Here is a 26,761-nt window from a genome sequence, read left to right as displayed (position 1 = left end):
CTTGATTGGCATCGGCCAACATGAGCCGATGCAAACCGCCCGCCCCACGGCACCGCCCGTCGCCGCGGCCATGCCGCAGCCGCGGATTCCCTGTTCATGACGCCGTGATGCCTGTCCCGCCTCCCTCCACTGCTGCGGATCACCCGCGCGATGCCGCACAATGGTTCGCGCGCATGCAATCCGGCGAAGCAACCGGGCAAGACCGGCAGGCGTTCGACGCCTGGCTGTCCGCCAATCCCGCGCATGGGCGTGAATATCAGCGCCTGCGTTTCCTGTGGGACGCCACACTGCTGGTGCCGCAAGAACGCTTGCGCGGCATGCTGGCGCAAAACGCCCCCGTCGAGATGCCGCCGCGCACCGGGCTGTCCCGCCGACGCTTTGGTGCTGGCCTGGCGGCAGCGGGCGCGCTGGCGACCGTGGCCTTCGGGGCGAACAGCCTCTTGCGCTCGCCGGCCGCAACGCTCACTGTCTCCACGCGCAGGGGCGAACGTCGCCAATGGACACTGCCGGACGGTTCGGAAATCCACCTGAACACCGACACGCTGGCCCAGGTGCGCTTCTTCGAAGACCTGCGCCAGGTGACGCTGCAGCACGGCGAAATCCTCTTTCAAGTCACGGCGGACGCCACGCGTCCATTCGTCGTGGACACCGGGCTGGGCCAGGTCATTGTGACGGGCACCCGATTCAATGTGCGGCGCGAGGCCGACGCGCTGCAAGTCAGCGTGGCATCGGGTGCTGTCCAGCTGCGCAGCGGGCACTGGTGGAACCGCAGCGAACGCCGCCTCGTCGCCGGCCAGCAGCTCATCGCGGACACGGCCCACGGATTTGGCGACATTCACAATGCCAACGTCGGCGACATCATCGCCTGGCAGCGCGGCAAAATCATTTTCCACGACATGCCGCTGGCGCAGCTTGTCGCGGAAATGAACCGCTACCTGCCCCACCCCGCCAAGCTGGCGGCGCGGCAACTGGGCGCCCAGCGCATTTCCGGCGTCTTCAGCATCGACGACCCGACCGCCATGATCAACGCTTTGCCCGTGATTGCCCCCGTGCGCCTGGTGCACTTGGCGGATGGCTCGGTGCGCATCACCGCGCAGTAGCGGGCGGCCATCGAAAAAACCCAGGTAAGATGGAAGCACCATGGATTCTTTGACTCAAATCGTGCTGGGCGCCGCCGTCGGCGTGGCGGTCATGCGGCGGCGCACCGCGGTGTGGAAGGCCGCGCTGTGGGGCGGCGTGGCGGGCACACTGCCCGATCTGGACGTGTTTTTCTCGCACGGCGACCCCATCCTGGACATGGTGCTGCACCGCGCGGAAAGCCATGCCATTTTCTGGCAGACCCTGTTCTCCCTGCCTTTCGCCTGGCTGGTGGCGCGGCTGCATGGCGAACAAACGCAATGGCGCCGGTGGTGGCTGGCCTTGTGGCTGGCGCTGGTGACGCACGCATTGCTGGACGCGCTCACGGTCTATGGCACGCAGCTCGGCTTGCCGTTCACCGACCATCCCTATGCATTGGGCAGTGTGTTCATCATTGATCCAGCGGTGACCTTGCCTTGGCTGATCGGCCTGTTGCTGGTGCTGGCCCGCCGGGGCGACGCCCGTGGGCAAAGGGCCAATCTCTATGGGCTGATGGTCGGCGGCGCCGTGCTTGCGCTTGGCGCAGGATTGCAGGCGCAGGTGGAACACCATGCCCGCGCCAGCCTTGCGCTGCAGGGGGTGACGCCCGAACGCGTGCTTGTGACCCCGGCGCCGCTGTCGATGCTGCTGTGGCGCGTGGTGGCGATCCATGACGAACACTACTACGAAGGCTTTCATGGCCTGCTCGACCCGGCAGGCCCGATGTCGTTCGAGCGCTTCGACCGTGGCGCGCCTTATGAACCCGCCATTGCCGACATCGCCGGTGCCCAGCGCATCCGGCGCTTCAGCCATGGTTTCTACAAATTGCACGAAACCGCAAAAGGCCAGTTGGTCATCACCGATTTGCGCATGGGGATGGAGCCAAACTACAGCTTCGCCTTCGTGGTGGCCGAGCGCGGCTCGGGATTCCAGGCGCTGCCAGTGGCGCAGTCGGTGGGAGAAAACGGCGACCCCGGCATGCTGCTCGCCTGGCTGGGACAGCGCATTCAAGGCAAGGTTCTGCCCCCGCCCCGCCCTGTGCGGCCCGCCGGTTGATCGCTATCGTTTGGCGTGCTTGAATGCCGCCACGGTCAACTGCGCGGCGACCTCGTCGATGTCGTCGATGTCGTCGCCATCCGCATCGGCCTGCTTCAGGCTGGCCCGGATCGCAAGGAATTGACTCACGACATCCGCCGCCCGGGCGCGATGCTTCCTGCTGATCTTGCTTTCCCGAATCTGGCTTCGTGCTTCTGACATACAGGCCTCCGATGAGTGGATGTCAGGGATTCTACCCCAGGCAGCCACGCGCCCAGGCCCGGCGGAGCCATTATCCTGCGCCGACGGTTCCGCAGTGGCCGAGGCCCCGGTGTTCGGCAAGCCGATCGTGGCCACATCGTGCGGGTACGCGGGCACCCTCGCTCGGTGGCGGGCGGGAACGGCCTGCCCGGGCCGGGTATGATGACGGCTGATGGAAGCACAGCGGGGCTCGGGCACAGCCGTGGTGACGGCTTGCCCGGGCGACCGCCATAAAGAGGAAACCCACCCCATGGATACGTTCTCGGCGCTGCTGGTCGGCCTGCTGGCCGGATGGGCGTTGCGCATGCACGACCAGCGCACGCGCATTACCCTGCTGGGCCGCCACCTGGCCAATCTGCAGATCGAGCGCCACATGGAAACGCTGACGCAAGGCTATACCCGCGCCATCCACGAAGCCACCGAAGCGCGCCAGCTTCAGGTGCTGGCGCGCTTCGCCCAGGCCGAACAGGCCGTGGCGGCGCAGGCGCAGCGCCTGGCCGACGCATTGCAAAAAGAAGATGCGCAGGCCACCCGCATAAGCCTGCTACCCGTCCATATCCCTTACGCCACACGCTTTCTGCCGATTCCGACACGGGATTTCCGCCAGGTGCTGCAGATCCATGCGGCCGGCCTGCGCCGCGCAGCAGACAACGTGGCAGGCTGGGATGCGAAGACGCGCGCCTACCACCTCTCGGCCGAACTGTACTTGCTGCAACACAGTTGCCACTGGTTCTGCAAATCACGCGCCGTGGCCAATGCCCGGCTGATGCTGCGCCACCAGGTCGATTACCAGAAAGTGCTGGACTCGGTATCCGACGCGACCCGCGCGGCTTATCGGCAATGGCTGCAAGGCGCCGGACAAGCGGCCCATTAGTGTCCTGTTTGGCTAATTCAAATACTCATCTTCGGCGCCTGGGCTTGCCATACTGCGTTGCAAATCCTCGCGATAGCACTGGCTATCGCTGCGGTTTGCGCCTTGTCTGACAAGCCCATGCATCCGAATCCGAATACACGAACTAACCAAACAGGACACTAGCACGGCGGCGATACAACCCCGGAACCCGGCACGGGACGCGGCTTCCCGAGCGGCAGGATGCTATATTTAATTTTGATGTAAATCATTCTCATTTATAATACCTGCATCGATGTAGACAGAATCATTGGGAGAACGCCATGACCGAGCCGGCAACCAGGCCTGCCTGCATGCAGCAGTTCACGACGCAGGAACCCAGCCTGGGCGACTGGCAGCGGGCGACGCTGGACGGCAACCAGGCGCTGGCCCATAACGATATCCAGACGGCCCTGGCCCAGTATCACACGGCACTGGGCCTGGCCGACGCGCTTTGGAGACAGCTCTCCGATCCAGATACCGCCATCGCCATGCGCGTGGTGTCGCACCACAACTTGGCCGAGTTGCACACGCGCACGAGGCGGCCCGATTTGGCGGCCACGCATTTCTATCAGGCCCATGAGTTGCTCTACGAGATCACTCAGGATGCCTCGCTCGACTTGCGCTGGCGCGCGGCAGCCCGCCGCCACAGCAGCGTGGCCCGTATCGAACTGCTGCAGTTTCTGCACCGGCACCCAGGCCACGAACGGGCCGGCCATGCCGCCGCACTGCCGTGGCAAGACCCCGCCGAGACACAACACTGAATCCAACCGCCCGGCGAGATGCGCGCCATGTCCCGGGCCAACCGCCGACAAGGAGTCCAGAATGGCCTATACCCTGCCCGAAATCCCCTATGCCTACGACGCGCTTGAGCCTCATATTGATGCGGCGACGATGGAAATCCATCACACCAAGCACCACCAGACCTACGTCAACAGCTTGAATGCCGCGCTCGCGGAGGCCAAGCTGGATGCCGACGAACCAGTCGACGCGCTGGTCAAGCGCATCGACACCCTGCCCGAATCGGTGCGCGGCGCCGTGCGCAACCACGGCGGCGGCCACGCCAACCACAGTCTGTTCTGGACCGTCATGTCGCCGGACGGCGGCGGCCAGCCCCAAGGCCCGCTGGCCACAGCCATCGAGACAACGCTGGGCGGCATGGCGGCATTTCGCGACGCCTTCACCAAGGCCGCGCTGACCCGCTTCGGCAGCGGCTGGGCCTGGTTGAGCGTGACCCCCGCGGGCCAGCTGGTCGTGGAAAGCTCCGCCAACCAGGACAGCCCGCTGATGCATGGCAATACGCCCGTGCTGGGGCTGGACGTATGGGAACACGCCTACTATCTGAAATACCAGAACCGCCGCCCGGAATATATCGCCGCGTTCTTCAACGTGATCGACTGGGATGAAGTGGCGCGCCGCTACCAGGCCGCCATATGAGCAGCCGCGCCGCACCGCCTTACCCCTCTCCGCATGCCTGATCACGACGTCCCGCTCCTGGCCCCACCCGCCCCACTCCGGTTCAAGCGGGGCGGACGGCACGCACGCCCGTGGATCGGAGCGGCCCTTTTCTGCCTGTGCCTCATGCCGGGCGCGGCGCCCGCCCAAGAGGGCTCAAACAGCGTCCAGCCCCGCAGCGAAGACCTGGTCGGCGAAACCGTCGCGGATCGCCCCTCGGCATATTATCGGTTCGAGACACACGCGCTGGAGTCCATCGACGGCAAGCGGCATTACCGGATACAGATCGGAATCCCCCGCACGCACGCCCCTGCGGGCGGCTATCCCGCACTCTATATGCTGGACGGCAATGCCGCGCTCGATACGCTGGGCGACCCGGATCTCGAATGGCTTTCCCGCCGGAACCCGCCCGTGTTGGTGGCAATCGGCTACGACGTCCCCACGCGCAATGATGTCGTCGCCCGCGCTTACGACTACACACCGCCGGTCGTCGAGAATGGCCGACCCGTCGCGCAGCCCGTGGTGCGCGGGCGGCCCGGGGGCGGCGCCGACCGCTTCCTGGCCTTCATCGAAACCCGCATCAAGCCGCTGGTGCGCGCACGCGCACGCGTCAGCGGCGAGGAGTCCCTCTGGGGCCATTCCTACGGCGGCCTGTTCACGCTCCACACCTTGTTCACGCGCCCGGAAAGTTTCTCCCGCTATGTCGTCGGCGACCCTTCCGTCTGGTGGTATGACGGCGCCCTGATGCGCGAATGGGAGGCGTTCGACAAACCCAGGGCAACAGGTAAACGCGTGGCCATCCTGGTCGGAACCAAGCCGCACGAAGGCGGCAGACCGGCTCCTGCCGCCCTCCCCATCCAGACGGTGGACGGCAGGACGCTGGACTCGCGCAGCGCCGCCCGGGAAATGGCGGCGGGCCTGCTGGAAAACGCCGCACAGGCCACCTACGAAACCTTCCCCGAGCAGGGACACGGCGGCATGCTCCGCGTGTCCCTGGAACGCGCATTGCAAATCGCCGCCGAGCCCAAAGCACAAGGGCTCATAATCACACACCACCCAAACCATTCAAGCCAATAGCACACCTCGCCGTCATGATTCGAGGCAAGCAAGCTCGCTATAAAGTCATGTATATTTCGATGATTGCCCATCTGCGCAATACGCTGCGGCGGAGCAGCCCGATCGACCTTTCAGCGGAACACGAGCCATGAACGGGGCCCCCGTTTTTTTTGACACCGCCACGCTGGACGCCTGGCTGGCGGAAGACCTAGGCATCTTCGACCTGACCAGCACGCTGCTGGGCATCGGGACGCGGCCAGCCAGGATCGCCTGGGTGGCGCGCCACGCCATGACGCTTGCCTGTACCGAAGAAGCCGCGCGCATGGTCGGCATGCAGGGGGGCACGGTCACCCACTGCCTGCCCAGCGGGCAATGCGTGGCGCCAGACACTGAAATCATAACGGCGCAAGGCGCGGCCCAGATGCTGCTGAACTGCTGGAAGGTGGGCCAGAACCTGCTGGAATACGCCTGCGCGGTCGCCACCCGCACACGCGCCATGGTCAACGCCGCAACCCAGGCCAACCCGGAAATCGGCATCCTGACCACCCGCAAGCACCCGCCTGGATTGCGCCGCGTGGCACAAAAGGCCGCGCTGGCCGGGGGCGCCTTCCCGCACCGGCTGGGCCTGTCCGAAACTGTGCTGATTTTCCCCCAGCATCGCGCCCTGATGCCGGGCGGCTGGCAAGATGTCCGCCAGGCGCTGGCCACGCATCGCAGGCACCTGGCCGAAAAAAAATTGTCATCGAGGCGCATACCTACGAGGATGCCCGCGAAGCGGCCCGCAGCGGCGCCGACGTCATCCAGTTCGACAAGGCCGAGCCCCGGCAACTGATGCAATGGTGCCCGCGCCTGCGCGCCGAGTGGCCGCACCTCGGCCTGCTCGCCGCCGGCGGCATCCGCCTCGACAATGCGGCCGCCTACGCCGCCACGGGCGTGGACGCCCTGGTCACCAGCAGCCTTTACTTCGGCCCGCCGGCCGACATCGGCGTGCGGATCGAGGCCGCCGCGCCTCTCGCATAACCCACGACAGGACAACAACCATGACGCATACACTGCTCGACGATCTCCTCGGGGAAACCCGCCAACGCCTGGGCCCCGCCCTGGACACGATCACCCTGAAGCGCGCCGTCACGGGCATTTTCTTCATCGGGGTCGAACTCGACAACGGTTGCTGTGGCCTGGCCGCCACCCCGATCAAGGAAATCCCCGCCGCCGTCTGCTGTTCCAGCTCACTGAGCGCCCTGCCCTCCCCGGGCAAACTGCGGGGCCGGCCCGTCACCGATGTATTGGAAGACCTGGCGCCCGGGGCGAGCCCCATGCGACGCGCCATGGCCATCGCCACCCTGAATGCCCTCATCGAAACCCTCTGGCGACAAGACGGCACCCCTGCGGCCGCCCGGGTGAGCGAAGGCGACGCCGGCCAGGCCCTGGCGCTGCGGCCCGGCGAGCGCGTCGTGCTGGTGGGCGCATTCGCCCCCTACATGCGCGCTTTCCGCAAAGAAGGGCGTGACTACCGCGTGCTGGAAATGGATCCAGCCACCCTGCGGCCCGACGAAATGCCGCACTACGCACCGGCGTCCGATGCGCCGCAGATCATCCCCTGGGGCGACGTGCTGATCAGCACCGCCACCACGCTGATCAACGGCTCGCTGGACGGTTTGCTGGCCTGCGCCCGGCCCGGCATGCGTATCGCCCTCGTCGGCCCCACGGCGCCAATGTTGCCCGACCCCTACCGGGCACGCGGCATCCAGGTGGTGGGCGGTACGCGGGCGCGAGAAGCCGGGCCGCTGCTCGATCTGCTGGCCGAAGGCGCGTCCGGCTACCACCTGTTCGAGAAATCGGTGGAACGGGTCAACCTGATCCTGGACTGAAGCGGACGGGATGGCGCAGCGGCGCGCCCGCTTATATATTCATCTGATCCGGCGGCACGCCCTCAGCCAGTTTCGCGGCACAGTCGGGCACCCGGCGCAATGCCATATCCGCGCCAAGCCCGAAACAGCTCATCGAGATCGAGCCCATGGCATGGCCCCGCACCAGGGGTTCGAGCGGGCGGTTTTCCGCTGCGGCCAGCCCCGCCAAATAAAGCAGCGGAATGAAGTGATCCGGCGTGGGCACGGCCAGATCGTAATCGGGATGCGATACCATCCGCAGAAGATCACCGGGGGCCTGTGTCACTTGATCCGCCACGGCATCGTCGAAGCGCTCTGCCCAATCGTAGGCCTGAGCCGGGCCGCGCCGCCGCAGTGCGCTCAGATTGTGCACGACGTTGCCGCTGGCGACGATCATGACGCCCTGATCCCGCAGCGGCGCCAGGCTGGCGGCCAGCGCCAGATGGTATTCCAGGGGTCTGAGCGCATTGATGGACAACTGCAGCACGGGGATGTCGGCTTCTGGGTACAGGTGCGCCAGCACCGACCAGGCGCCATGGTCGATGCCCCATTGATCGCGATCCAGGCCGACCCACTGGGGCTTGAGCTGTTCGGTGATTTCCCGGGCCAGGTCGGTGTCGCCCGGCGCCGGATACTGGAAATCGAACAAGGCCTGCGGAAAGCCGTAGAAATCATGGATGGTGCGCGGCTGGGGCATGGCCGTAATCGCCGTGGCGCCAAAGTACCAGTGCGCGGAAACCACCAACAAGGCCCGGGGCCGTGGCAAGTGCCGACCAAACGCCCGCCACGCCTCGGTGTAGCTATTTTGTTCCAAGGTGTTCATCGGGCTGCCATGGCCGATGAAAAGGGCAGGCATCTTGCTCATGCAGGGCTCCTTGATCAAGTGGTTTGCTTACCCGCTACGATACGCCAGTTCGGTGTCACAGTGCGCCAATCCGCATGTTGATGGGCCATGTGATGGTGCGGCGAACGTTTTCATCGCCCCACGCCGATGAAATATCGCCGGCAAAGCCAAGCAGCACCGCTTCACGTCCAGCCTCCTTGGCGCGGCGAACCGCCGACCAAGTCAGAAGGTAGCCCAAGAACTCTGTCAGGTGCCAATGCGCTTTGATTTCCAAAGGCGGCGCGACCAGTTCTTCGAAAGGAAAATCGATGGTCGCATAGCCGGTATCGACCAGCTTTCGTTCTGGCGGCCAGTAGGGGCCGATCTCATCCCGGTAGAAGCGCTGGAATCGTTCATCGAGGGCGGGTTCGAGATTCAGCACGCCGTAGCTGATCAGCGCCAGCACACAGCCTGGTGCCGCAATGCGCCTGGCCTCTTGATAGAAACCAGGCAGATTGAACCAATGCGCCGCCTGCGCCGCAGTGATGAGGCTTGCGGAGCCGTCGGGCAACGGCAATTGTTCGGCCGGCGCACACTGATAGGTGATGCGCGCGTCGGGCACGATATTCGCAATCTGGTCGGCGCTGGGATCCAGACCGACAACGGCATTGAAATGCGGCGCAAGGCATCGCGTCAGTTGCCCGTTGCCACACCCCACATCGACCGCCATCCGCTTGTCTGGCGCCAACGAAGCCAGATAGGCGGTCAGTTGCGGCGGGTACTCGGGGCGGAAGCGCGCATACGCCCGGCCTCCTTGTTCAAACCAGTTCCTGATTGGGTTGGCGCGACTTGGCATGGGCTTGACCTTCTATGCGGTTAGCTTGTTTTTAGCGACTGTGATTCGATCCGAGAACCCTTGGTTCTCCAAGGCCCGGGCAGCCCTTTCCAGAGACAGCAACAGGGGATGGCCGATTTCTTCTTCAAGGCTGGCAATGGCGGCAAAGGTCGCAACCCAATGCGACTCAAGTTCAGCCACTAGCGTTTGCCCGAGTTCGGTGAGTTGGATTCTGCTCTTGCGTCCATCTTTAAGCGCATGGCGCGCGATGAGGCCATCGCCTTCCAGGAGGGCGACACTTTGACTGATGGCGCCCTGGGTCAGGTGGGTGTGCGCTGTGATGTCTGTGACTGTCTGGGCGCCTGCGTGCAGTGCGCGAAGAACCGGGGTGTAGCGAGCGCGGTAATTCAGGTTCATCGTTCGGTAATGCGCTTCTGCGCCTTGTTCGACCAGTTCGCCGACGTAGCGGAGCAGTTCTCCCAGGCCGGGTTTTCCTTTTGAGTGCATGGGCCGAATAATACATTAGTGCTAATGTAAATTGCAATAGCTGCAATAGCGAGGGGCGCCACCGCTCGCCGCAATGGCAGCATCCGCTGCACGCAAGACTGCATCACGAACGAAAGACGACACCGGCAAGCCGCGCAAGGCAGCGGCCTTGGTGATACGCGTCACACCAGAAGACACAGCGTCGATACGGCTGGCCCCTACCTGAGCCGACTGCGCTTGATCTCTGGGGGCGTTGCCGCATTGCGCCTACGTTCGCCGGTAGGTGCCAAGGACACGCCCTCCAATGGCTCGAACAGCGCTGTGAGCGTGATGCCCAACGCATGACAGATGTTGGCCAATGTCTCTATGGAAGGATTTGCAATCCCGCGTTCAATCGCAGAGATGTACGTCCGGTCGATGTGCGCCTCAAAAGCCAGTGTTTCCTGGGACTTGTCAGCCGCATGGCGACACTGCTTGACCCGCTTGCCCAGGGCGATGCAGATGGGGGACGACGAAACGGTTGAGGGCGGAGAGTGTTTGGTAGCCATGCCTGGGAAGCATGCCTACTTGAAGGCCAACTAACGACGCTATAAATACTACAATTTTTGTCGTATATAATCTACAATACAGACAAGCCCAGTGATCATCCGATGGAATCCAAAGCACCGCAAGATCTCTAAAAAACTGATTCAAGATGAAATTTAAATCCATGGACAAGAACTGATCGTCCCTGAAAAATCGCTTCCTGCTTGATCAGGCAAGAAGCGATTTTTCAGGGACGATCAATTCATTACGGAGATTGAAATCATGTCGTTTTTTCCGGTGTTCCTATCCCTGGTCTGTGTTGTGCGCAACCAAGGACACCAGCTAAAAGAAATCATCCATAATGTTTCCGAAAAACTATCGCCCCTTGTTGCTGATTATGAATTAATTATCGTTGATAACGCATCCAACGATGAAAGCATCAGCATACTTAAAGATCTAACCAGGCAATCGGGTTACCCAAATGTGCAAGTCTATGCCCTGACCAAGGCGGTCAATGACGATACAGCCTCATGGGTGGGGTTGGAAAACGCATTGGGCGACTTTGTCGCAGTAATTGATCCCCTGCTGGACGATATTGATTTCTTGCCTGAAATGCTTGACAAGGCCGTAGCGGGGTCTGATGTTGTTTTTGCAAATAACCAGCAAAAACCACACCAGAACCTCGCTTACCAGGCGGCCTTTTTCGTCTTTAGTTTTTTATACAAATTATTCAGTGGGATCAACCTGGTCAAAGATGCGCCACGGTATCGGGTATTAAGCAAGCGCGTTGTAAATTATATTTTGCAGCACCCCCAGCCAGCGGTTACCTACCGCTGCTTACCCGCAACAGGCGGTTTTGCGCGCACCAATATGCAATACAGTGCCAAACCACTGACAAAAGGCACGAAGAAACTGGGGGAAAGCATCGACCGGGGAATGCATCTTCTTGTTTCGACAACGCAGGCGCCCATGCGGCTTGTCACATCGCTATCCCTGTTTGGGGCGACAGCCAACCTGTTTTATTCGGCTTATGTCGTCATTGTCGGGGTCTTCAAGATAGATGTTGCGCCAGGCTGGGTCAGTCTGTCGCTGCAACAATCGGGTATGTTTTTTTTGATTTCCTTGGTACTGCTGGTGCTTGGAGAATACATATTGCAAATGGCAAGCCTCAGCAACGAAGGGCCGCTTTATCACGTTGGCCAAGAATTCACCAGCGCCCACATGACCCGCCAAGAAAAGCTGAACATCGAAGAAGCCTCATCTTCTTTAACAAGCAGCCCGCATCGTTCAGATCGGGTTACTGCATGACCGTACAACCGTGTTCTGTTGATGCCGCCATCATTGGCGGTGGGTTTTACGGGTCTGCAATTGCAAGTTACCTTGCCAAGGCCCGTGGAATGCGCCGGGTAATTCTGCTGGAACGCGAGGCACAGCTGATGACCCGTGCCTCATACCACAATCAGGCTCGTGTGCATAATGGCTATCATTACCCCAGAAGCTTTACCACGGCCTTTCGCAGCCGGGTTAATTTGCCACGTTTTGTGCAAGATTGGCCGCAAGCCATCCAGCGGGATTTCATCAAAATTTACGCGATTGCAAGGCGTAACTCCAAGGTAACGGCCAGGCAATTTGAACGCTTTTGCCATGAAATCGGGGCGACAATCAAACCGGCCCAGGCCGGTTTAAAACAACTTTTTGAACCCCGCCTGATTGAAGATGTGTTTCTTGTCGAAGAGTATGCTTTCGATTCAACACAGCTTGCAAAATGGGCCGTCAAAGCGCTTGCGGATGCCGGGGTCAAGATATGCTATTCAACCCGCGCGCTGGCGGTGTCTTGCTTGCCGGGCGGCAAAGGTCTGCTTGTTGCCACCCGGTCACAGTCGGGGGCTACCGCGTCCATAAGCTGTCGATACGTATTTAACTGCACTTACAGCGGCCTGAACCAGCTTTCAGGCGATTTCTCAGGCACCCTGACGGGCCTTAAGCAAGAAATCACTGAAATGGCGCTGGTGCAAGTGCCTGGCGTGCTGGAAGAAATGGGTATTACCGTCATGGATGGCCCTTTTTTTTCGATGATGCCGTTTCCCGCACGCGGCCTGCATACCTTGTCGCACGTTCGTTATACGCCACACTTCAGCTGGCAGGATAAACAGGGCATTGATCCATACCACAGGCTTGACCAATACGAACGTGCCACGCGGGTTGACCGCATGGTTCGTGACGCAGGCCGCTACCTACCCGCCATACTTGAAGCAAAATATGTGGATTCCCTTTTTGAAGTAAAAACCGTTTTAATCAAAAATGAAGGGGATGATGGCCGTCCAATCTTGTTTGAAAAGCACGCCACACTGCCCGGTTGTTATTCTGTGCTAGGCGGGAAAATAGACAACATTTATGATGTTCTTGAAAAACTGGAAACAGAAGAACTGGATATTTCACCGGATTGAAAATGGAAAATTCACTGATCGGTTATTCCGGCTTTGTAGGCGGCACATTGCTCAAGCAGGCACATTTTTCCGCACTTTATAGATCGACCAATATCCAGGAAATCGAGAACCGGGAATTTGACGTTGTCGTATGTGCGGGCGCACCCGCACAAAAATGGATTGCCAATCGTGACCCGGCCGAGGATCTAAAAAAAATCAATGCGCTGATCCACCCGCTTAAAACCATCCAATGTAAAAAATTTATTTTGATCAGCACCGTCGATGTATTCAAGCATCCGGTTGGTGTTGATGAATCCACGCCAATCGACGAAACCAGCTTGCATGCCTATGGGCTGCATCGCCGTCTGCTGGAAAACTTTGTCACACAGCGATTTCCCAACCATTTGATTGTTCGCTTGCCAGGCTTGGTGGGGCCTGGCTTACGCAAAAATGTGATTTTTGATTTTCTAAACAACAACAACCTTGATGCGATTGAAAGCCGGGGCATCTTCCAATTTTATCCCATGACCAACCTTTGGCATGACATCCAAAAGGCATTGCACCTGGACTTATCACTGGTACACCTGACTGCCGCACCGATCTCTGTTGCCGATGTCGCGTTGCAGGGCTTTGGGAAACCCTTTGTCCAGACCTTAAAGAGTCCACCTGCTTTTTATGATATGCAAACGCGGTACGCGCAAAGCTTTGGCTCGCGAGGGCATTATCAGTACAGTGTTCGCGAAACCATCCAAGCAATCAGATGTTACGCGCAATCCGAACCCATCACCCTTAAAAACGAAAGCAAGGGGATGTCATGAGATTATCGATTTCAAACATTGCCTGGGACACAGCAGAAGATACTGCCGTTGCGCAACTTCTGGGCAAATTTTGTATTGATGCCATTGATGTGGCGCCCGGAAAATATTTTCCCGACCCGGTCAGCACAAAAGATAAAGAAATCACACAGATCAGGCAATGGTGGGCAGACAACGGCATCGAAATAACCGGGATGCAAGCCTTGTTGTTTGGCACAACGGGGCTTAATGTATTTGGTGACGATGCAAGCCAAACCGCCATGCTGAAACATCTGCGGGCGGTGTGTCGCATTGGTGCGGGGCTGGGCGCCAGCCGATTGGTATTTGGCTCGCCCAAAAACCGTGACCGCACCGGCCTGGATGACGCGCAAGCGCTCAGACAAGCGATTGGATTTTTTCGTCAGCTGGGGCATATCGCCCAAGAACACGGGGTCATCGTCTGCCTGGAACCCAACCCAACCCGATATGGCGCGAACTTCATGACCACCAGCGCCGAAACAAGCCACGTCGTCGCAGCGGTTGACCACGCTGCCATTCAAATGCAGTTTGATACAGGGGCCTTGACCATTAACAAAGAATCTCCCCAGGCCGTGTTGGCAAATAGTGCGGGGTTGATCGGGCACATCCACGCCAGCGAACCCGACCTGGTGCCCCTGGGCGATGGCACAACAGACCATCGCTTGATGTACAAGGCCCTATCGCAATACCTTCCAAATCATATCGTCACCCTTGAAATGGTCGCGACAGAATCCCCTATCCACGCGATTGAACGGGCGTTGACTTACGCGATCGGGCACTATCGGGCCGCACAAGGGAAAACCCAATGAAATGGCTGATCCTGGCGCTGGGGATCGCTGCAAACGCTTCGGCCAGCGTATTGGTCAAGATGGCCATGATGCCGCCCAGAAAATTTCCCTCGTTGACAGACCCTCTGGCTGCTTTAAGTAACTGACCCTTCTGGCTGGGCTTGGGCTTATACGGGGGGGCGTTCTTGCTGTACGCCGCGGCACTGGCCAGGCTACCGCTAAATGTGGCCCACCCAATACTGACATCCGGGGCGATTGCCATGGTTGCGCTTTTTTCGGTGTTGATCTTTCGCGAACATTTTTACTGGACCACGGCCGCCGGCATTTTACTTGTGATTGCAGGCGTGGCACTGATCACCGCTCGGATTGCGTAAATAGATAAATAAATAAATGAATACAATCAGCGATATTTCCCCAGAAAATCGGGCCACATGGCAAGTGCCCGCCCTGGAAACGCTGCTCTGGTTGAGTAGGCAACATCCTTACTGTGTTGTGATCCCCGTCATTAACGAAGGCGAGCGCATTAAAAGCTTGCTAAAACGGATGAAGACGGGCCGTATCCCATCAATCGCAGACATCATTATTGTCGATGGCAGCAGCACAGACGATTCTTTAGGCTTGAACGAGCTAAAACAATCAGGGATCAGAGGGCTTGTCATCAAAAAAGGGCCGGGCAAACTCAGCGCCCAGCTAAGATGCGCCTATGCCTTCGCTCTGGATCAAGGCTACGAGGGCATTGTGACGATTGACGGGAACGACAAGGATGACCCCGAAGCAATCCCGCGATTTATCGAGGCGCTAAAAAGCGGGGTCGATTTTGTGCAGGCATCGCGTTTTTTGGCTGGCGGGAAGGCAGTAAACACGCCAAAATCAAGAGACTTTGCAATTCGATATATCCATGCCCCCTGCCTAAGCCTTGCATCCGGGTTTAAATGGACAGATACGACGCAAGGGTTCAGGGCCTATAGCCGGCGGATGCTGTTGGATCCAGAAATCGCCCCTTTTCGCGATATTTTTATGGCCTATGAACTACTTGCCTATTTGTCGTACCGGGCACCTCGACTTGGATACAAGTGCGAAGAACTGCCAACGACCAGGCGCTATCCTGTTGGCGAAGTACCAACTAAAATCAGCGGGATAAAAGGTAATTTTATCGTTTTAAACACCCTTTTAAAAGCATGTTTAGGAAAATACAATCCTTCTTAAAATAAAAATATCGCCAAGAATAAATAAAACATCAAATGATCGATGCTATTCAATACCAGGCGAAAAAATTGGCAAAACCCGCAACACACCGGAGAAATATTATGGGTATCCATTTTTTCTTTAATAAAAAGAACCCTCCGTTTTATTTTGCCATATGCACAGCCATTGTGATATTTTTCTTTATATTCAATCCGCAAGGGCTTAGTTTTGACTATGGGTCTGGTAATGGACGATATGCCGACAGAGCCGATTCATTTTCTGAATATATTGTTAGAAACACCATTAAAAGAAACATTCTCAATAAGAACGACTCAAGTTTATTGCCTATCCTTACAAAGGGGTATGATGATGGAGATTACGCATACTATCCCGATGGGTATACAAAATACAGATCAAATTTAATCATACAAACCATTCCGGCTACTATTCTGGCCAAGATATTCAGGCTGAACACCGAGGCAGAGCTGGATCGTTTTTTTGTAATTCTTCGTTCAGGCAACGCGCTTCTTTTTTCAGTATTTCTTATTGGAATATTCTTACATTATTGCAGCATACAAAAAATAAATCTTTCATTTCTTGTGCCATTTATAATCGGAACCAACGCTGGGTTTATATATTTTTCTCAAAATCTATATTTTTCTTCATTTCTGATTATCTTGCCAGCCTATTACATAAGCAGGCAAATATATAATAATAAGCACTTAAACAAATTCCTGATATTATTGTTTGGGTGTTTATATTTTCTTCGAGGCTTTGAATTTTCTACGATTTTCGCATTATTGACAGCGGCTTCAGCCGCACTATTCACATCAGGCAGCCTCATAAAGAAAGCAAAAGCCGCCTCGTTGGTGTTTTCCTTAATATGCGCATCATTTGTTATTGCAATACTGCTGCACATCTTTTTTGTATCACTGGATACAGGGTTGTCTGTACATGATTCGGTGCGAGATTTATTTGCCAGAATTCAGCATCGAACCCAAAGCATTACCGGCGTTCCCTTTCCATTTGGGGTTCAATTCATAAAAGTAATGCATGACAGATGGGGGTATCCTGCATTCTCCATTAGCGCAAATGGAATTGCATTAAGCCAGCAGGCCATTATCATCGCAATGATGCTTGGATTGATTTTTCGCTTTAATAAAATCACAGATAACGAAAAAATATTATATTTATATGGGTTTTTTGGATATGCATCATGGTATATTTTTGCATATCAGCATATTATGTGGCATAACATGTACGACTGGTACATTTTTGCGCTCACAATGGGGATATCGTTTGGCTTGTTGTTGATTTTTTATCTTTCTTTATTGATTGAGCGCTTTCAGCACAGAACCTGACCATGCCCGATTGGATCTCTTTGGCGAGAAGCTTCAGCGCAAGATGCCGGCCAGCAAGGCCGGCCGCCCGCGTGCACCGCTGCGCGTGATGAATCGCCCTGCTGTATTTGAAGCACGCCTTTAACGCGTCCGACGAAGGCGTGATGGTGGTCAAATTTATTGCTCTGCTTGATCATGGCTCCATTCTCTCAAAGGTTGGAGCCTCCTCAAACCCCGGGGGGATTCACCCTCCCTCGTCGCATCCTTGCCCTGTTTGACCAGAGAGCCAAGTCAGCGGGTGAAACTCGATTCGGCTTTATCGCTCAGATGACGCTCACGCACTGACGTCCCAAAAAAAACAGCACGCATCCCCACCCCCTACCGTATCCAATTGATATGGACGATGATAGCGCAGACGATTCCCCGTGTGCGGGGCCGCCCTTGGGGGCAATCAATTTGCATCTACAATCTGCTTGTAATCCGATTAAATTGAATCTACAATTAGAATCATGGAAATCGAATACGACCCCGCAAAGAGCGAGCGCAACATACAAGAGCGCGGCTTGTCGTTCGATCTTGTTGCAGACTTCGATTTCGATACCGCAGTCATCAAGCTCGATACCCGTCGTGACTACGGCGAAGATCGATACCAAGCGTTCGGGCTGATAGGGCGTCGCCTGTATTTCCTGGCATTTTCCTTGCGTGGCAATGCGGTTCGTGTCATCAGTCTAAGAAAGGCCAACTCCAGAGAGGTGCGTTTTTATGAGCAAGAAACCCAATCCAGCACTGATTGATGAGGATGCTCCCGAATGGAGCGAGTCCGACTTCAAGAAAGCCAAGCGACTATCGGATATGCCCGCCGAATTTCAACAGGCGATCCGGCGCGTTCGCGGACTTCAAAAATCCCCGACAAAGATTCAGACCACTATTCGCTTTGATCAAGACGTCTTGGAGGGACTGAAGGCTACCGGGCAAGGGTGGCAGACTCGCGTCAACGATGCCATGCGAGAGTGGCTGCGGGTGCATCGTAAGCACCCGGTAAACCCGTCTTGACGACCGCGTTCAAGTGACGCGAGTCCACCGATGCGGCAGCAGCTCGGCGATCAGATGGCTTTTCTGCGTCGGCAGACGCGTGAGCACGTCCTTCAGATATCCGATTCGTATTCCTCGGCTCGCAGCTTATGCTCCACACTTCCTTCCCACGCTCGGCCCCCCTGGCGCAGTTGCGCTTCACTTCATTCGCTGTGATCAACTTATGGCGGGACTTGCACCCGCAGGCGTGCGCCCATGCTGGGCGCACAAAGAATAAAGGCTTACACACCAAAGCGTGTAAGCCCTTATTTTTACTGCTTTTTCGTGGTCGGGACGGCGGGATTCGAACTCGCGACCCCTTGCACCCCATGCAAGTGCGCTACCAGGCTGCGCTACGCCCCGAAAGAAAAAGATTCTAGCACATAATTTAAATCTTTTCAGGCAACCTGCTGGGCCGGCGGGGTAAAAATATTGCGGCGCTCGATGAACAGGGTGGAGCCGGGCTGTTTCTTGGCCTGGGACTTGGCCTCGCTGGCGGCCTGGGCGATCTGGTGGCGCGATTGGTAGACGCCGGGATCCACCGGCACCACGCCCAAGGACAAGGTGGGCAAGCCAAAGCGGCGCAGGCGGCCCTGGCGGTCTTCGGTCTGGTATTCGCGGACATCGCCCTTGCCGGCCTCGACCATCAGCTGCGCCATGCCCTGCGAGAAGGCATCCAGCATCCGCCGGCAGCGGGCCTGCCAGTCGGCGCTGCGGAACAGCACGATGAAGTCATCGCCGCCGATATGACCCAGGAAATCCCGCTCGCCGTCGACGTGCGCGGACAACACCCGACTGAGCAAGCGGATCACGTCGTCGCCCAGGCGGTAGCCGAAGCAGTCGTTGAACGGCTTGAAATGATCCAGGTCGGCATGGCAGACGGCAAAAGGCAGATTGCTGGCCAGGTAGCGCTGGATCTGGCGGTCGATGGGGACATTGCCCGGCAGCTGGGTCAAGGGGTTGGCGTGGCGCGCGGCCCGCAGCTGCAGGCGATTCAAGGCTTGCAGCAAATCCTGGCTGGAACCCACCCCCAAATAGCGCCCGCGGCCCGTGATGATGAAATCGGTGGCCAGGGCATGGCCTTCGGCTTCGGCCAGCCAGCGACTGAGCGTCAGCAGCGGGGTGTGCATGTCCACGATCAGGGGCTTGCTGTCCATGAACAGGCGGCACGGGCTGGCCCCATACAGTTCGCGCTGAAACGGCAACGAGAACCGCTCGATCAGGCTGCTGCGCTTCAGCACCCCGATGGGCATGTCGTTTTCGACGACCGGAATCGTGTAGAGATCGGGTTTGGCCAGAAAAAGGCTGAAGACGGCTTCGCTGGACATCTGCGATGTCACGCTGTCGACCCGGCGCAGCAACTGCAGGGCCCAGCCCTGCGCATCCCCCTGCGGCAGGCTGGGATCGGAGCAGCAGCGCAGGGTCTCCAGGCGCTGGGCCGACAGATGCGCGGAAAGTTCGGGCCAGCGAGTGCGCACAGGCTGTCGCTGGGGCCGTTCGATGTAATAGCCCTGGGCGCAGGCGATGCCCTGGTCGCAGACGCATGCCAGTTCGTCCAGGCTTTCGATGCCCTCGGCCACCACGATGGCGCCGGCGACGGCGGCGATGTCGGAGACAGAGCGCAGGATCTGCTGGCGCAGGATATCGTCCTGGATGCCGGTAACGAAGGATTTGTCGGTCTTGATGTATTTAGGCCGCAGATTGAGCCAGCGCGTCAGGTTGGAGCCCCCCACCCCCAGGTCGTCAATCGCAAAATGCACGCCGGCGGCCTGCAATTGGTCGATCAGAGGCGACAAAGTGCCGGCTTCGTGCGCCAGTGCCTGTTCGGTGATTTCTATCACCAGCCGGTGGACGTCCAGGCCGTTTTGCGCCAGCAGCGCCGGAAAATCCAGCCCGGCGGCGGGCGCGGCCAGCAAGGCGGCCGGGCTGATATTGATGAACAGACGGCCGGGCAGGTTCAGGGCGGCGAATTGTTGGACGACCGTGCGGCAGCAGCGGTGTTCGAGCGCGATCCCCATGCCCTGCCGGCGGGCCTGGGCGAACAAGGCGTCCGGGGCATGCCAGGGCGTGCCCGGCACCCCGCGGATCAGGCCCTCGTGGCCCAGGATGGAGCCCTCGCGCAGCCAGACGATGGGCTGGAAGACGGCGTCCAGGGGATAGGACTGAATCCAGGCCGCGTCGCGGGCCGGATCGGGACATGTCGCCGTGTTGGGCGCCAGGCACGCGCCCAACATGGTATCCGTTGAAAAAGACATCAAGGGAACAAACCGTAAAGAGGAAAAACCGCACCCCAGTGGGCGGGTACGGTATTAAAACAGATCCCCACCGCGCCGGGTACTGCGAGATGGCTAAAGCAGCCCCAGCTGCAAGCGCGCCGGCTCGCTGATCATCTCCCGGCTCCAGGGGGGATCCCAGACCAGGTCGACGGTGGCTTCGTCCACGCCTTCGATATTCAGCAGCTTGTTGCGGGCTTCGTCGGCGATCATCGTGCCCATGCCGCAGCCGGCGGCGGTCAGCGTCATCTTGATTTCGATGCGGAAACGGCCCTCGGTGCTGGCGGGCAGCACGGCGCATTCGTAGACCAGTCCCAGGTTGACGATATCCACCGGGATTTCCGGGTCGTAGCAGGTGGACAGCATGGTCCAGGCGGCTTCCTCGACGGATTCCTGGGTGGCTGGGCCATCGTGGACGTGCTTGATTTCCTCGGTGGGCTCGAAGCCCAGGGCGTCGCCGTCCACGCCTTCGATGCGGTACAGGTTGCCCTCGACCATGACGGTGTAGGTGCCGCCCAGTTGCTGGGTGATGACGGCCTCGCAACCCGCTTCGATGGTGACAGGCGAGCCATAAGGCACGGTGACCGCCGGGCAGTCCCGGTTGACGATCACTTCCTGACGATTGAAACTCATGATGTTACCTCTGGTTCATCGCGTTATTCAGTAATGGCCGTGGCCTGCGCCTGCGTGATGGCGTTGTGCAGGGTATGCCAGGCCAGGGTGGCGCATTTGACGCGGGACGGGAATTCCCGCACCCCGGACAGGACTTCCAGCTTGCCCAGATCGCAGTCCGGGTGGGCTTCGGTCAGCATGGCATGGATGTTCTTGAACAGGGCCTCGACGTCTTCGATTGTCATGCCGCGCACGGCTTCGGTCATCAGCGAGGCCGAAGCCGTGGAAATCGCGCAGCCGTGGCCGATGAAGCTGGTTTCCTGCACGACGCCGTCCCGCACCCGCGCATAGACGGTCAGTTGGTCGCCGCACAGGGGGTTGTGGCCGTCCGCCCGGTGCGAGGCGTCGTCCAGCGCGTGAAAATTGCGCGGGCTGCGGTTGTGGTCGAAGATGACTTCCTGATAAAGGTCGCGCAGGCCGTCGTCGTTATCCATCATGCCTTACACCCCGAACAGTTTCTGGGCCTTGCGCACGCCCGCCACCAGGGCCTCGACGTCGCGCAGGTTGTTGTACAGGGCAAAGGACGCCCGGGCCGTGCCGGGGATGCCAAAATGCGACATCAGCGGCATGGCGCAGTGGTGCCCCGCCCGGATGGCCACGCCTTCGGTATCCAGGATCGTGCCCAGGTCGTGCGGATGGATACTGTCCACCAGAAACGACAGGATGCCCGCCTTGTCCGCGGCAGTGCCCACCAGGCGCACCCCCGGGATGGCCTGCATGGCCTCGGTGGCCTGCGCCAGCAGCGCGGCTTCGTGCGCGGCAATGGCGTCCAGGCCGATTTGCTGGACGTAGGCGATGGCCGCCCCCAGGGCGACTGAGCCGGCGATATTGGGGGTGCCCGCCTCGAAGCGCTGCGGGCCCTCGGCCCAGGTGCTGCCCTCGAAGCTGACGGTGCGGATCATGTCGCCGCCGCCCTGCCAGGGCGGCAGGTTCTTGAGGATGCCGGCGCGAACGTACAGGGCGCCGATGCCCGTGGGGCCATAGATTTTATGGCCGGAAAACGCGTAGAAATCGCAGTCCAGGGCCTGGACGTCCACCCCGGCATGGGCCACGGCCTGGGCGCCGTCGATCAGCACCAGCGCGCCGGCCTCATGGGCCAGGCGGGTGAGTTCGGCCACCGGATTGACCGTGCCCAGGGCGTTGGAGACATGCGCCAGCCCGACCAGGCGGGTGCGGGCGCCCAGCTGCGCCTTGAAGTCCGCAAGATCGAGCTCGCCGGTGTCGGTAATCCGCGCGTGGCGCAGCACCGCCCCGGTGCGGGCGCACAGCAGCTGCCAGGGGACGATATTGGAGTGATGTTCCATCCCCGTGACCAGGATTTCATCGCCGGCCCGCAAGGCCAGCCCCCAGGTTTGGGCCACCAGGTTGATGGCCTCGGTGGTGCCCCGGGTGAAGATGATTTCCTGGCTGTCGGCGGCATTGAGCAGGCCGCGAACCTGCTCGCGGGCCTGCTCGTAGAGGTCTGTCGCATGCTGGGACAACCAATGCACACCCCGGTGGATGTTGGCGTTGGACTGCGCGTAGAACTGATCCAGCGCCTGGATCATGGCGCGTGGCTTTTGCGTGGTGGCGCCGTTGTCCAGGTAGGCCAGACGGCGCTTGCGCACGGGCCGCGCCAGCAGGGGAAAATCATCGGCCAGCGCATGGCCGTCGGCGGCCCGCAGGACGCCGTCGGCGTCGGCGGTGGCCGTCAGGCCCAGGCTTTCGATTGAACTGACGGGGGCGTTCATGCGGCCTCCAGTGTCATGCCGCCGGGCAGCAGGCCGCGAATGGCGGACTCGACGCGCTGGCGCAAGGGGGCGGATTCGATGCGCGCCACGCTGGCCGCCGCAAAGGCGTAGGTCAGGATGTCGCGGGCATGGGCTTCGTCCAGGCCCCGGGTGCGCAGGTAAAACAGGCTGTCGGCGTCGATCTGGCCCACCGTGGCGCCGTGGGCGCACTTGACGTCGTCGGCGTAGATTTCGAGTTCGGGGCGGGAATCGGATTTGGCCAGGCGCGACAGCAGCAGGCTGTCGTTGCGCTGGACGGCATCGGTGCCGTCGGCCCCCGGGGCCACCAGGATACGGCCGCTGAACACCCCGTGCGCGGTATCGGCCAGGATGCCGCGATAGTTTTCATGGCTGACGCAGCGCGGCTTGTTGTGATCGATCAGGGTGTGGTGATCCACATGGCGGCGTTGGTCGACATAGTACAGGCCATTGAACAGGGTTTCGCAGCGTTCATCGGCGAAGTGCGTGGTGATGTCGTGCCGCGCCAGGCGCGCGCCCAGCGATACGGAATGCGAAGCGAAGTACGAGCCGCGCGACTGCACGGCGTCGATTTCGCCCAGGTGCCAGGCCTGGTCGGATTCTTGTTGCAGCTTCAGGTGCGTGACGCGGGCGTCCTGGGCCAGCGCCAGGCGCGTGATCGCATGATGGAAGTTGCTGGCGTGCTGCACGCCCAGGTAGTGCTCTACCACCGTGCCCTGGGCGCCGGCATCGGCCTGGATCAGGTGGCGCAGGAAATGCGCGGCCTGGGGCGAGGCCGCCACGCAGACGATATGGATGGCGTGTTCGAGCGCGGCCCCGCGGCCCAGCCGCACCCAGGCCCCGTCGCTGGCCAGGGCCAGGTTCAGGGCGCTGGTGCTGTGGCCGTCTTCGGCGGCGCCATAGGCGGCCTGGATGGCATCGGCCTGCGCATCCCAGGCTTGCGACAGCGGCTGCACCGACACCCCGGCGGGCAAGGCGCCCACATCGGACAGGGCGGCATCGTAGGCCCCGTCCACGAACACCAGCCAGTGGCCGGGTTCGCTGGCCTTCAGGGCGGCGACCTGATCCGCCACGGGCTGGGCGTCGCCATCGGCAAAGCTGGCCGCCGCCAGGGGCGACAGCGATGTGTGCCGCCAGGCATCGTTCTTGGGCGTGGGCCAGCCCAGCGACAGGAAGCGATCCAAGGCGCTGCGCCGCAGGCCGGCCAGCCAGGGCACCTGAGCCCCGGGCAGCGCGGCCGCGCGCCGGCCGAACACATCGGCCCAAATCTGCAGGTTCGCGCTCATGCCCGCGCCCCCGGCTTGACACCGATCTTCTTGGTCTTGTCGGCGGGTTTGGCGGGACGCTTGCTGGCCGTCAAGTTGACGCCCTCGATCCAGCCATAGCCCTTGGCTTCGAGTTCCAGGGCAAGTTCGCGCCCGCCGGAACGCACGATCTTGCCGTGCGCCAGCACATGCACGAAATCCGGGACGATGTAGTCCAGCAGGCGCTGGTAATGGGTGATGACGATCATGGCGCGTTCGGGCGAACGCAGGCGGTTGACCCCGTCGGCCACGGTTTTCAGGGCGTCGATATCCAGCCCGGAATCGGTTTCGTCCAGGATGGCCAGCTTGGGTTCCAGCAAGGCCATCTGCAGGACTTCGTTGCGTTTTTTCTCGCCGCCGGAAAAGCCTTCGTTGACCGAGCGGTAGAGGAATTCATCGCGCATGCCGACGAGCTTCATTTCGGCCTTGGCTTTCTTGACGAAATCCATGGCGTCGAGTTCGGGCAGGCCACGGTGGCGGCGCGCGGCATTGACGGCGGCGCGCATGAAGTAGGCGTTGGAGACCCCGGGGATCTCGATGGGATACTGGAACGCCAGGAAGATGCCGGCCCGGGCGCGTTCTTCGACGGGCATATCGAGCAGATTCTGCCCTTCGAATTCGACTGTGCCTTCGGTGACCTGATAGGCTTCGCGGCCCGTCAAAACCTGGGACAACGTGCTTTTGCCCGCCCCGTTGGGGCCCATGATCGCGTGCACTTCGCCCGGCTTGATGGCCAGATCCAGGCCGCGCAGGATTTCGTTGTCCTCGATCGAGGCGTGCAGATTGTTGATTTTCAGCATGAGATGGGTTCCTTAACCGACACTGCCTTCCAGGCTGACGCCAAGCAGATTCTGTGCTTCGACGGCGAATTCCATGGGCAATTCTTTGAAAACTTCTTTGCAAAAGCCGTTGACGATCATCGACACGGCGTCTTCCGCCGAGAGGCCGCGCTGCATGGCATAGAACAGCTGGTCTTCGGCGATGCGCGAGGCGGTGGCTTCGTGCTCGACGCCGGCGCTGGGGTTTTGGACTTCCATGGTGGGGAACGTATGCGCCGCGCATTCCTTGCCGATCAGCAGCGAATCGCACTGCGTGTAGTTGCGGGCGTTCTCGGCCTTGGGCGTCATGCGCACCAGGCTGCGGAAGGTGTTGCTGCCATGGCCCGCGGAAATCCCCTTGGAGATGATGGTGCTGCGCGTATTGCGGCCCATGTGGATCATCTTGGTGCCGGTGTCGGCCTGCTGGTAGTGGTTGGACAGCGCCACGGAATAGAACTCGCCCGTGGAATCGTCGCCGCGCAGGATGACGCTGGGGTATTTCCAGGTGATGGCCGAGCCGGTTTCGACCTGAGTCCAGGAAATATGCGAACGCGCGCCCCGGGCATCGCCGCGCTTGGTGACGAAGTTATAGATGCCGCCCAAGCCGTTTTCATCGCCCGGATACCAGTTTTGCACGGTGGAATACTTGATGCTGGCGTCTTCCAGGGCGACCAGTTCGACCACCGCCGCATGCAGCTGGTTTTCGTCCCGCATGGGCGCCGTACAGCCTTCCAGATAGCTGACGATGGCGCCTTCGTCGGCGATGATCAAGGTGCGTTCGAACTGCCCCGTATCGGCGTTGTTGATGCGGAAATACGTGGAGAGTTCCATCGGGCACTTGACGCCCTTGGGGATGTACACGAAAGAGCCGTCCGAAAACACGGCGGAATTCAGGGCCGAATAGAAGTTGTCGTTGACCGGCACCACCGAGCCCATGTATTTCTGGATCAGTTCGGGGTGCGAACGCACCGCCTCGGAGAACGAACAGAAGATGATGCCGACGTCGGCCAGCTGCTTGCGAAACGTGGTGGCCACCGACACGGAGTCGAACACGGCATCCACCGCCACCCCGGCCAGCTTGGCGCGCTCGTGCAGCGGGACGCCCAGTTTTTCGTAGGTCTTCAGCAGCTCGGGATCGACCTCGTCCAGGCTCTTGGGGCCGTCTTTCTTGGATTTCGGCGCCGAAAAATAACTGATGTCCTGGAAATCGGGCGCGGGAAAATGCACCTTGGCCCATTGGGGCTGCGGCATTTTCAGCCATTCTCGGTATGCTTTCAAGCGCCATTCCAGCATGAATTCGGGCTCGCGCTTGATGGCGGACAGGCGGCGGATCACCTCCTCGTCCAGCCCTTTTTCAAAGGTCACGGCCTCGATTTCGGTGACAAAACCGGCGTCGTAGTCGCGGTCGAGGAAGGAATCGAGCTTGTCGTTGACTGTGCTCATTTGGACAGACTCCAGTTCGGGAGGTTTGGTATGGTCTGGCGGGCGCTGGCCACAGGCGCCGCGGAAACCGGAACAGGAATGGCCTCGTCGACCATATCGGCCAGCGAAACGGACTCAAGGGTGTGGCGCACGATCAGGTTGATGCGCTGCCAGTGGGTGCGGATATGACAGGCGCCCTCGACGCTGCAAGCCCCCGGCATGGCCGTGCATTCGGTCAGGCCGAAGGGCTGGTCTTCGAGGGCGTCGATGATTTCGGCCACATTGATCTGGCCGGCATCGCGTCCCAGGCGGTAGCCCCCGCGCGCGCCGCGAATGCTGACGACCAACTGATGCTGGGCCAGCAGCTTCAGAACCTTGCTGACCACGGGCTGGCCCAACCCCAGGGCGGCGGCGAGTTCTGCCGCGCTGCAAATATGCGCCGGACGGCCCGCCATGTGCGTGAGCACGAGGATACCGTAATCGACGATTTTGCTGATCCGCAGCATCGGCT

At 60.0% G+C, this 26,761-nt stretch carries 30 protein-coding genes, 1 tRNA gene and 1 pseudogene; 18 read left to right on the top strand and 14 right to left on the bottom strand.

The annotated features are described in order from the left end of the window. Positions 1 to 107 precede the first annotated feature (107 nt). Positions 108 to 1,100: a FecR family protein gene (locus ACMHYJ_RS02495; protein ID WP_414244613.1), complete on the top strand. Its 993-nt coding sequence runs from the start codon at positions 108 to 110 to the stop codon at positions 1,098 to 1,100. A gap of 40 nt (positions 1,101 to 1,140) precedes the next feature. Then, entirely contained in the window at positions 1,141 to 2,172 is a 1,032-nt protein-coding gene (locus ACMHYJ_RS02490; protein WP_414244612.1) for a metal-dependent hydrolase, read from the top strand. A gap of 3 nt (positions 2,173 to 2,175) precedes the next feature. On the opposite strand, the gene ACMHYJ_RS02485 is transcribed toward ACMHYJ_RS02490, so the two are convergent. Beyond that, positions 2,176 to 2,373, bottom strand: coding sequence for a hypothetical protein (locus tag ACMHYJ_RS02485; protein ID WP_414244611.1), 198 nt, complete (start codon positions 2,371 to 2,373; stop codon positions 2,176 to 2,178). A gap of 211 nt (positions 2,374 to 2,584) precedes the next feature. Here ACMHYJ_RS02485 and ACMHYJ_RS02480 point away from each other — a divergent pair, with 211 nt between their 5' ends. From ACMHYJ_RS02480 to ACMHYJ_RS02455, 6 genes and pseudogenes are all read left to right on the top strand, one after another. Further along, a complete protein-coding gene (locus ACMHYJ_RS02480; RefSeq protein WP_414244610.1) occupies positions 2,585 to 3,286 on the top strand; it encodes a hypothetical protein in 702 nt (233 codons plus the stop codon). Positions 3,287 to 3,585: 299 nt separating this feature from the next. Further along, a complete protein-coding gene (locus tag ACMHYJ_RS02475) occupies positions 3,586 to 4,065 on the top strand; it encodes a DUF2753 family protein (RefSeq protein WP_414244609.1) in 480 nt (159 codons plus the stop codon). A gap of 61 nt (positions 4,066 to 4,126) precedes the next feature. Continuing rightward, entirely contained in the window at positions 4,127 to 4,738 is a 612-nt protein-coding gene (locus tag ACMHYJ_RS02470) for a superoxide dismutase (RefSeq protein ID WP_414244608.1), read from the top strand. Between the two features lie 144 nt (positions 4,739 to 4,882). Continuing rightward, positions 4,883 to 5,833, top strand: a complete 951-nt coding sequence (locus ACMHYJ_RS02465; protein WP_414244607.1) for an alpha/beta hydrolase — start codon at positions 4,883 to 4,885, stop codon at positions 5,831 to 5,833. Positions 5,834 to 5,960: 127 nt separating this feature from the next. Next, positions 5,961 to 6,832 (top strand): annotated as a pseudogene (modD, locus tag ACMHYJ_RS02460) (ModD protein). Between the two features lie 20 nt (positions 6,833 to 6,852). Continuing rightward, positions 6,853 to 7,683, top strand: a complete 831-nt coding sequence (locus ACMHYJ_RS02455) for a Rossmann-like domain-containing protein (RefSeq protein WP_414244606.1) — start codon at positions 6,853 to 6,855, stop codon at positions 7,681 to 7,683. A gap of 31 nt (positions 7,684 to 7,714) precedes the next feature. Here the strand turns inward: ACMHYJ_RS02455 and ygiD are convergent, their stop codons facing one another. The 4 genes from ygiD to ACMHYJ_RS02435 all read right to left on the bottom strand — a co-directional run bounded on the left by ygiD (position 7,715) and on the right by ACMHYJ_RS02435 (position 10,393). Beyond that, positions 7,715 to 8,566 carry a 4,5-DOPA dioxygenase extradiol gene (gene ygiD / locus ACMHYJ_RS02450; protein WP_414244605.1) on the bottom strand — a complete coding sequence of 284 codons (852 nt, stop codon included), beginning with the start codon at positions 8,564 to 8,566 and terminating at the stop codon, positions 7,715 to 7,717. A 55-nt stretch (positions 8,567 to 8,621) separates the two neighbouring features. Then, positions 8,622 to 9,380 (bottom strand): class I SAM-dependent methyltransferase, encoded by a 759-nt coding sequence (locus ACMHYJ_RS02445; protein WP_414244604.1) that lies wholly within the window; start codon positions 9,378 to 9,380, stop codon positions 8,622 to 8,624. A 12-nt stretch (positions 9,381 to 9,392) separates the two neighbouring features. After that, the gene (locus ACMHYJ_RS02440) at positions 9,393 to 9,866 is read right to left on the bottom strand and encodes a MarR family winged helix-turn-helix transcriptional regulator (RefSeq protein WP_414244603.1); all 474 of its coding nucleotides are present in this window, start codon (positions 9,864 to 9,866) and stop codon (positions 9,393 to 9,395) included. A gap of 197 nt (positions 9,867 to 10,063) precedes the next feature. Continuing rightward, positions 10,064 to 10,393 carry a helix-turn-helix domain-containing protein gene (locus ACMHYJ_RS02435; protein ID WP_414244602.1) on the bottom strand — a complete coding sequence of 110 codons (330 nt, stop codon included), beginning with the start codon at positions 10,391 to 10,393 and terminating at the stop codon, positions 10,064 to 10,066. Between the two features lie 259 nt (positions 10,394 to 10,652). Here ACMHYJ_RS02435 and ACMHYJ_RS02430 point away from each other — a divergent pair, with 259 nt between their 5' ends. The 10 genes from ACMHYJ_RS02430 to ACMHYJ_RS02385 all read left to right on the top strand — a co-directional run bounded on the left by ACMHYJ_RS02430 (position 10,653) and on the right by ACMHYJ_RS02385 (position 17,995). Further along, on the top strand, positions 10,653 to 11,678 hold the full coding sequence (locus tag ACMHYJ_RS02430; RefSeq protein ID WP_414244601.1) for a glycosyltransferase: 1,026 nt from the start codon (positions 10,653 to 10,655) through the stop codon (positions 11,676 to 11,678). Continuing rightward, the gene (locus ACMHYJ_RS02425) at positions 11,675 to 12,817 is read left to right on the top strand and encodes an FAD-dependent oxidoreductase (RefSeq protein ID WP_414244600.1); all 1,143 of its coding nucleotides are present in this window, start codon (positions 11,675 to 11,677) and stop codon (positions 12,815 to 12,817) included. Before ACMHYJ_RS02430 ends, ACMHYJ_RS02425 begins: the two co-directional genes overlap by 4 nt. A gap of 2 nt (positions 12,818 to 12,819) precedes the next feature. Next, positions 12,820 to 13,614 carry a pyridine nucleotide transhydrogenase gene (locus ACMHYJ_RS02420; RefSeq protein WP_414244599.1) on the top strand — a complete coding sequence of 265 codons (795 nt, stop codon included), beginning with the start codon at positions 12,820 to 12,822 and terminating at the stop codon, positions 13,612 to 13,614. Then, positions 13,611 to 14,438 carry a sugar phosphate isomerase/epimerase family protein gene (locus ACMHYJ_RS02415; RefSeq protein ID WP_414244598.1) on the top strand — a complete coding sequence of 276 codons (828 nt, stop codon included), beginning with the start codon at positions 13,611 to 13,613 and terminating at the stop codon, positions 14,436 to 14,438. The genes ACMHYJ_RS02420 and ACMHYJ_RS02415 overlap by 4 nt, the downstream gene beginning before the upstream one ends. Then, positions 14,435 to 14,563, top strand: a complete 129-nt coding sequence (locus ACMHYJ_RS02410; RefSeq protein ID WP_414244597.1) for a hypothetical protein — start codon at positions 14,435 to 14,437, stop codon at positions 14,561 to 14,563. The genes ACMHYJ_RS02415 and ACMHYJ_RS02410 overlap by 4 nt, the downstream gene beginning before the upstream one ends. Positions 14,564 to 14,578: 15 nt before the next feature. Then, positions 14,579 to 14,791: an EamA family transporter gene (locus ACMHYJ_RS02405; RefSeq protein WP_414244596.1), complete on the top strand. Its 213-nt coding sequence runs from the start codon at positions 14,579 to 14,581 to the stop codon at positions 14,789 to 14,791. Between the two features lie 16 nt (positions 14,792 to 14,807). After that, positions 14,808 to 15,623 (top strand): glycosyltransferase family 2 protein, encoded by an 816-nt coding sequence (locus ACMHYJ_RS02400; protein WP_414244595.1) that lies wholly within the window; start codon positions 14,808 to 14,810, stop codon positions 15,621 to 15,623. Between the two features lie 35 nt (positions 15,624 to 15,658). Continuing rightward, positions 15,659 to 16,963: a hypothetical protein gene (locus tag ACMHYJ_RS02395; protein WP_414244594.1), complete on the top strand. Its 1,305-nt coding sequence runs from the start codon at positions 15,659 to 15,661 to the stop codon at positions 16,961 to 16,963. A 488-nt stretch (positions 16,964 to 17,451) separates the two neighbouring features. After that, on the top strand, positions 17,452 to 17,736 hold the full coding sequence (locus ACMHYJ_RS02390; protein ID WP_414244593.1) for a BrnT family toxin: 285 nt from the start codon (positions 17,452 to 17,454) through the stop codon (positions 17,734 to 17,736). Then, positions 17,705 to 17,995 (top strand): BrnA antitoxin family protein, encoded by a 291-nt coding sequence (locus tag ACMHYJ_RS02385; RefSeq protein ID WP_414244592.1) that lies wholly within the window; start codon positions 17,705 to 17,707, stop codon positions 17,993 to 17,995. Before ACMHYJ_RS02390 ends, ACMHYJ_RS02385 begins: the two co-directional genes overlap by 32 nt. 304 nt (positions 17,996 to 18,299) lie before the next feature. Here ACMHYJ_RS02385 and ACMHYJ_RS02380 read toward each other — a convergent pair. The 9 genes from ACMHYJ_RS02380 to ACMHYJ_RS02340 form a co-directional block, all read right to left on the bottom strand. Next, positions 18,300 to 18,376 (bottom strand) — tRNA-Pro (locus ACMHYJ_RS02380). A gap of 35 nt (positions 18,377 to 18,411) precedes the next feature. Continuing rightward, the gene (locus tag ACMHYJ_RS02375; protein ID WP_414244591.1) at positions 18,412 to 20,247 is read right to left on the bottom strand and encodes a GGDEF domain-containing protein; all 1,836 of its coding nucleotides are present in this window, start codon (positions 20,245 to 20,247) and stop codon (positions 18,412 to 18,414) included. A 114-nt stretch (positions 20,248 to 20,361) separates the two neighbouring features. Beyond that, a complete protein-coding gene (sufT, locus tag ACMHYJ_RS02370) occupies positions 20,362 to 20,922 on the bottom strand; it encodes a putative Fe-S cluster assembly protein SufT (RefSeq protein ID WP_414244836.1) in 561 nt (186 codons plus the stop codon). Positions 20,923 to 20,942: 20 nt separating this feature from the next. Further along, positions 20,943 to 21,395 carry a Fe-S cluster assembly sulfur transfer protein SufU gene (gene sufU / locus ACMHYJ_RS02365; protein WP_414244590.1) on the bottom strand — a complete coding sequence of 151 codons (453 nt, stop codon included), beginning with the start codon at positions 21,393 to 21,395 and terminating at the stop codon, positions 20,943 to 20,945. A gap of 3 nt (positions 21,396 to 21,398) precedes the next feature. Further along, positions 21,399 to 22,688, bottom strand: coding sequence for an aminotransferase class V-fold PLP-dependent enzyme (locus tag ACMHYJ_RS02360; RefSeq protein WP_414244589.1), 1,290 nt, complete (start codon positions 22,686 to 22,688; stop codon positions 21,399 to 21,401). Then, positions 22,685 to 23,992 carry a Fe-S cluster assembly protein SufD gene (gene sufD, locus ACMHYJ_RS02355; RefSeq protein ID WP_414244588.1) on the bottom strand — a complete coding sequence of 436 codons (1,308 nt, stop codon included), beginning with the start codon at positions 23,990 to 23,992 and terminating at the stop codon, positions 22,685 to 22,687. The genes ACMHYJ_RS02360 and sufD overlap by 4 nt, the downstream gene beginning before the upstream one ends. After that, positions 23,989 to 24,810: a Fe-S cluster assembly ATPase SufC gene (gene sufC, locus ACMHYJ_RS02350; protein ID WP_414244587.1), complete on the bottom strand. Its 822-nt coding sequence runs from the start codon at positions 24,808 to 24,810 to the stop codon at positions 23,989 to 23,991. The genes sufD and sufC overlap by 4 nt, the downstream gene beginning before the upstream one ends. 12 nt (positions 24,811 to 24,822) lie before the next feature. Further along, the gene (sufB, locus tag ACMHYJ_RS02345) at positions 24,823 to 26,271 is read right to left on the bottom strand and encodes a Fe-S cluster assembly protein SufB (protein ID WP_414244586.1); all 1,449 of its coding nucleotides are present in this window, start codon (positions 26,269 to 26,271) and stop codon (positions 24,823 to 24,825) included. Beyond that, a complete protein-coding gene (locus ACMHYJ_RS02340) occupies positions 26,268 to 26,756 on the bottom strand; it encodes an SUF system Fe-S cluster assembly regulator (protein ID WP_414244585.1) in 489 nt (162 codons plus the stop codon). The genes sufB and ACMHYJ_RS02340 overlap by 4 nt, the downstream gene beginning before the upstream one ends. Positions 26,757 to 26,761: the final 5 nt, after the last annotated feature.

This window comes from Castellaniella hirudinis (assembly GCF_047468865.1).
Taxonomy (GTDB): Bacteria; Pseudomonadota; Gammaproteobacteria; order Burkholderiales; family Burkholderiaceae_B; genus Castellaniella; species Castellaniella hirudinis_A.
This window is presented reverse-complemented; position numbering and strand designations above follow the sequence as displayed.

Bases quoted from the DNA above. Each gene is read 5' to 3' on its own strand.
- ACMHYJ_RS02435 (WP_414244602.1), bottom strand. From the start codon at position 10,393: ATGGCTACCAAACACTCTCCGCCCTCAACCGTTTCGTCGTCCCCCATC.
- sufB (WP_414244586.1), bottom strand. From the start codon at position 26,271: ATGAGCACAGTCAACGACAAGCTCGATTCCTTCCTCGACCGCGACTAC.
- ACMHYJ_RS02425 (WP_414244600.1), top strand. From the start codon at position 11,675: ATGACCGTACAACCGTGTTCTGTTGATGCCGCCATCATTGGCGGTGGG.
- ACMHYJ_RS02475 (WP_414244609.1), top strand. From the start codon at position 3,586: ATGACCGAGCCGGCAACCAGGCCTGCCTGCATGCAGCAGTTCACGACG.
- ACMHYJ_RS02415 (WP_414244598.1), top strand. From the start codon at position 13,611: ATGAGATTATCGATTTCAAACATTGCCTGGGACACAGCAGAAGATACT.
- ACMHYJ_RS02470 (WP_414244608.1), top strand. From the start codon at position 4,127: ATGGCCTATACCCTGCCCGAAATCCCCTATGCCTACGACGCGCTTGAG.
- sufU (WP_414244590.1), bottom strand. From the start codon at position 21,395: ATGATGGATAACGACGACGGCCTGCGCGACCTTTATCAGGAAGTCATC.
- ACMHYJ_RS02465 (WP_414244607.1), top strand. From the start codon at position 4,883: ATGCCGGGCGCGGCGCCCGCCCAAGAGGGCTCAAACAGCGTCCAGCCC.
- ACMHYJ_RS02430 (WP_414244601.1), top strand. From the start codon at position 10,653: ATGTCGTTTTTTCCGGTGTTCCTATCCCTGGTCTGTGTTGTGCGCAAC.
- ACMHYJ_RS02420 (WP_414244599.1), top strand. From the start codon at position 12,820: ATGGAAAATTCACTGATCGGTTATTCCGGCTTTGTAGGCGGCACATTG.
- ACMHYJ_RS02390 (WP_414244593.1), top strand. From the start codon at position 17,452: ATGGAAATCGAATACGACCCCGCAAAGAGCGAGCGCAACATACAAGAG.
- ACMHYJ_RS02490 (WP_414244612.1), top strand. From the start codon at position 1,141: ATGGATTCTTTGACTCAAATCGTGCTGGGCGCCGCCGTCGGCGTGGCG.
- ACMHYJ_RS02485 (WP_414244611.1), bottom strand. From the start codon at position 2,373: ATGTCAGAAGCACGAAGCCAGATTCGGGAAAGCAAGATCAGCAGGAAG.
- ACMHYJ_RS02455 (WP_414244606.1), top strand. From the start codon at position 6,853: ATGACGCATACACTGCTCGACGATCTCCTCGGGGAAACCCGCCAACGC.
- ACMHYJ_RS02340 (WP_414244585.1), bottom strand. From the start codon at position 26,756: ATGCTGCGGATCAGCAAAATCGTCGATTACGGTATCCTCGTGCTCACG.
- ACMHYJ_RS02375 (WP_414244591.1), bottom strand. From the start codon at position 20,247: ATGTTGGGCGCGTGCCTGGCGCCCAACACGGCGACATGTCCCGATCCG.
- sufC (WP_414244587.1), bottom strand. From the start codon at position 24,810: ATGCTGAAAATCAACAATCTGCACGCCTCGATCGAGGACAACGAAATC.
- ACMHYJ_RS02480 (WP_414244610.1), top strand. From the start codon at position 2,585: ATGGAAGCACAGCGGGGCTCGGGCACAGCCGTGGTGACGGCTTGCCCG.
- ACMHYJ_RS02385 (WP_414244592.1), top strand. From the start codon at position 17,705: ATGAGCAAGAAACCCAATCCAGCACTGATTGATGAGGATGCTCCCGAA.
- ygiD (WP_414244605.1), bottom strand. From the start codon at position 8,566: ATGAGCAAGATGCCTGCCCTTTTCATCGGCCATGGCAGCCCGATGAAC.
- ACMHYJ_RS02395 (WP_414244594.1), top strand. From the start codon at position 15,659: ATGATCGATGCTATTCAATACCAGGCGAAAAAATTGGCAAAACCCGCA.
- ACMHYJ_RS02445 (WP_414244604.1), bottom strand. From the start codon at position 9,380: ATGCCAAGTCGCGCCAACCCAATCAGGAACTGGTTTGAACAAGGAGGC.
- ACMHYJ_RS02360 (WP_414244589.1), bottom strand. From the start codon at position 22,688: ATGAACGCCCCCGTCAGTTCAATCGAAAGCCTGGGCCTGACGGCCACC.
- ACMHYJ_RS02410 (WP_414244597.1), top strand. From the start codon at position 14,435: ATGAAATGGCTGATCCTGGCGCTGGGGATCGCTGCAAACGCTTCGGCC.
- ACMHYJ_RS02495 (WP_414244613.1), top strand. From the start codon at position 108: ATGCCTGTCCCGCCTCCCTCCACTGCTGCGGATCACCCGCGCGATGCC.
- sufD (WP_414244588.1), bottom strand. From the start codon at position 23,992: ATGAGCGCGAACCTGCAGATTTGGGCCGATGTGTTCGGCCGGCGCGCG.
- ACMHYJ_RS02440 (WP_414244603.1), bottom strand. From the start codon at position 9,866: ATGCACTCAAAAGGAAAACCCGGCCTGGGAGAACTGCTCCGCTACGTC.
- ACMHYJ_RS02400 (WP_414244595.1), top strand. From the start codon at position 14,808: ATGAATACAATCAGCGATATTTCCCCAGAAAATCGGGCCACATGGCAA.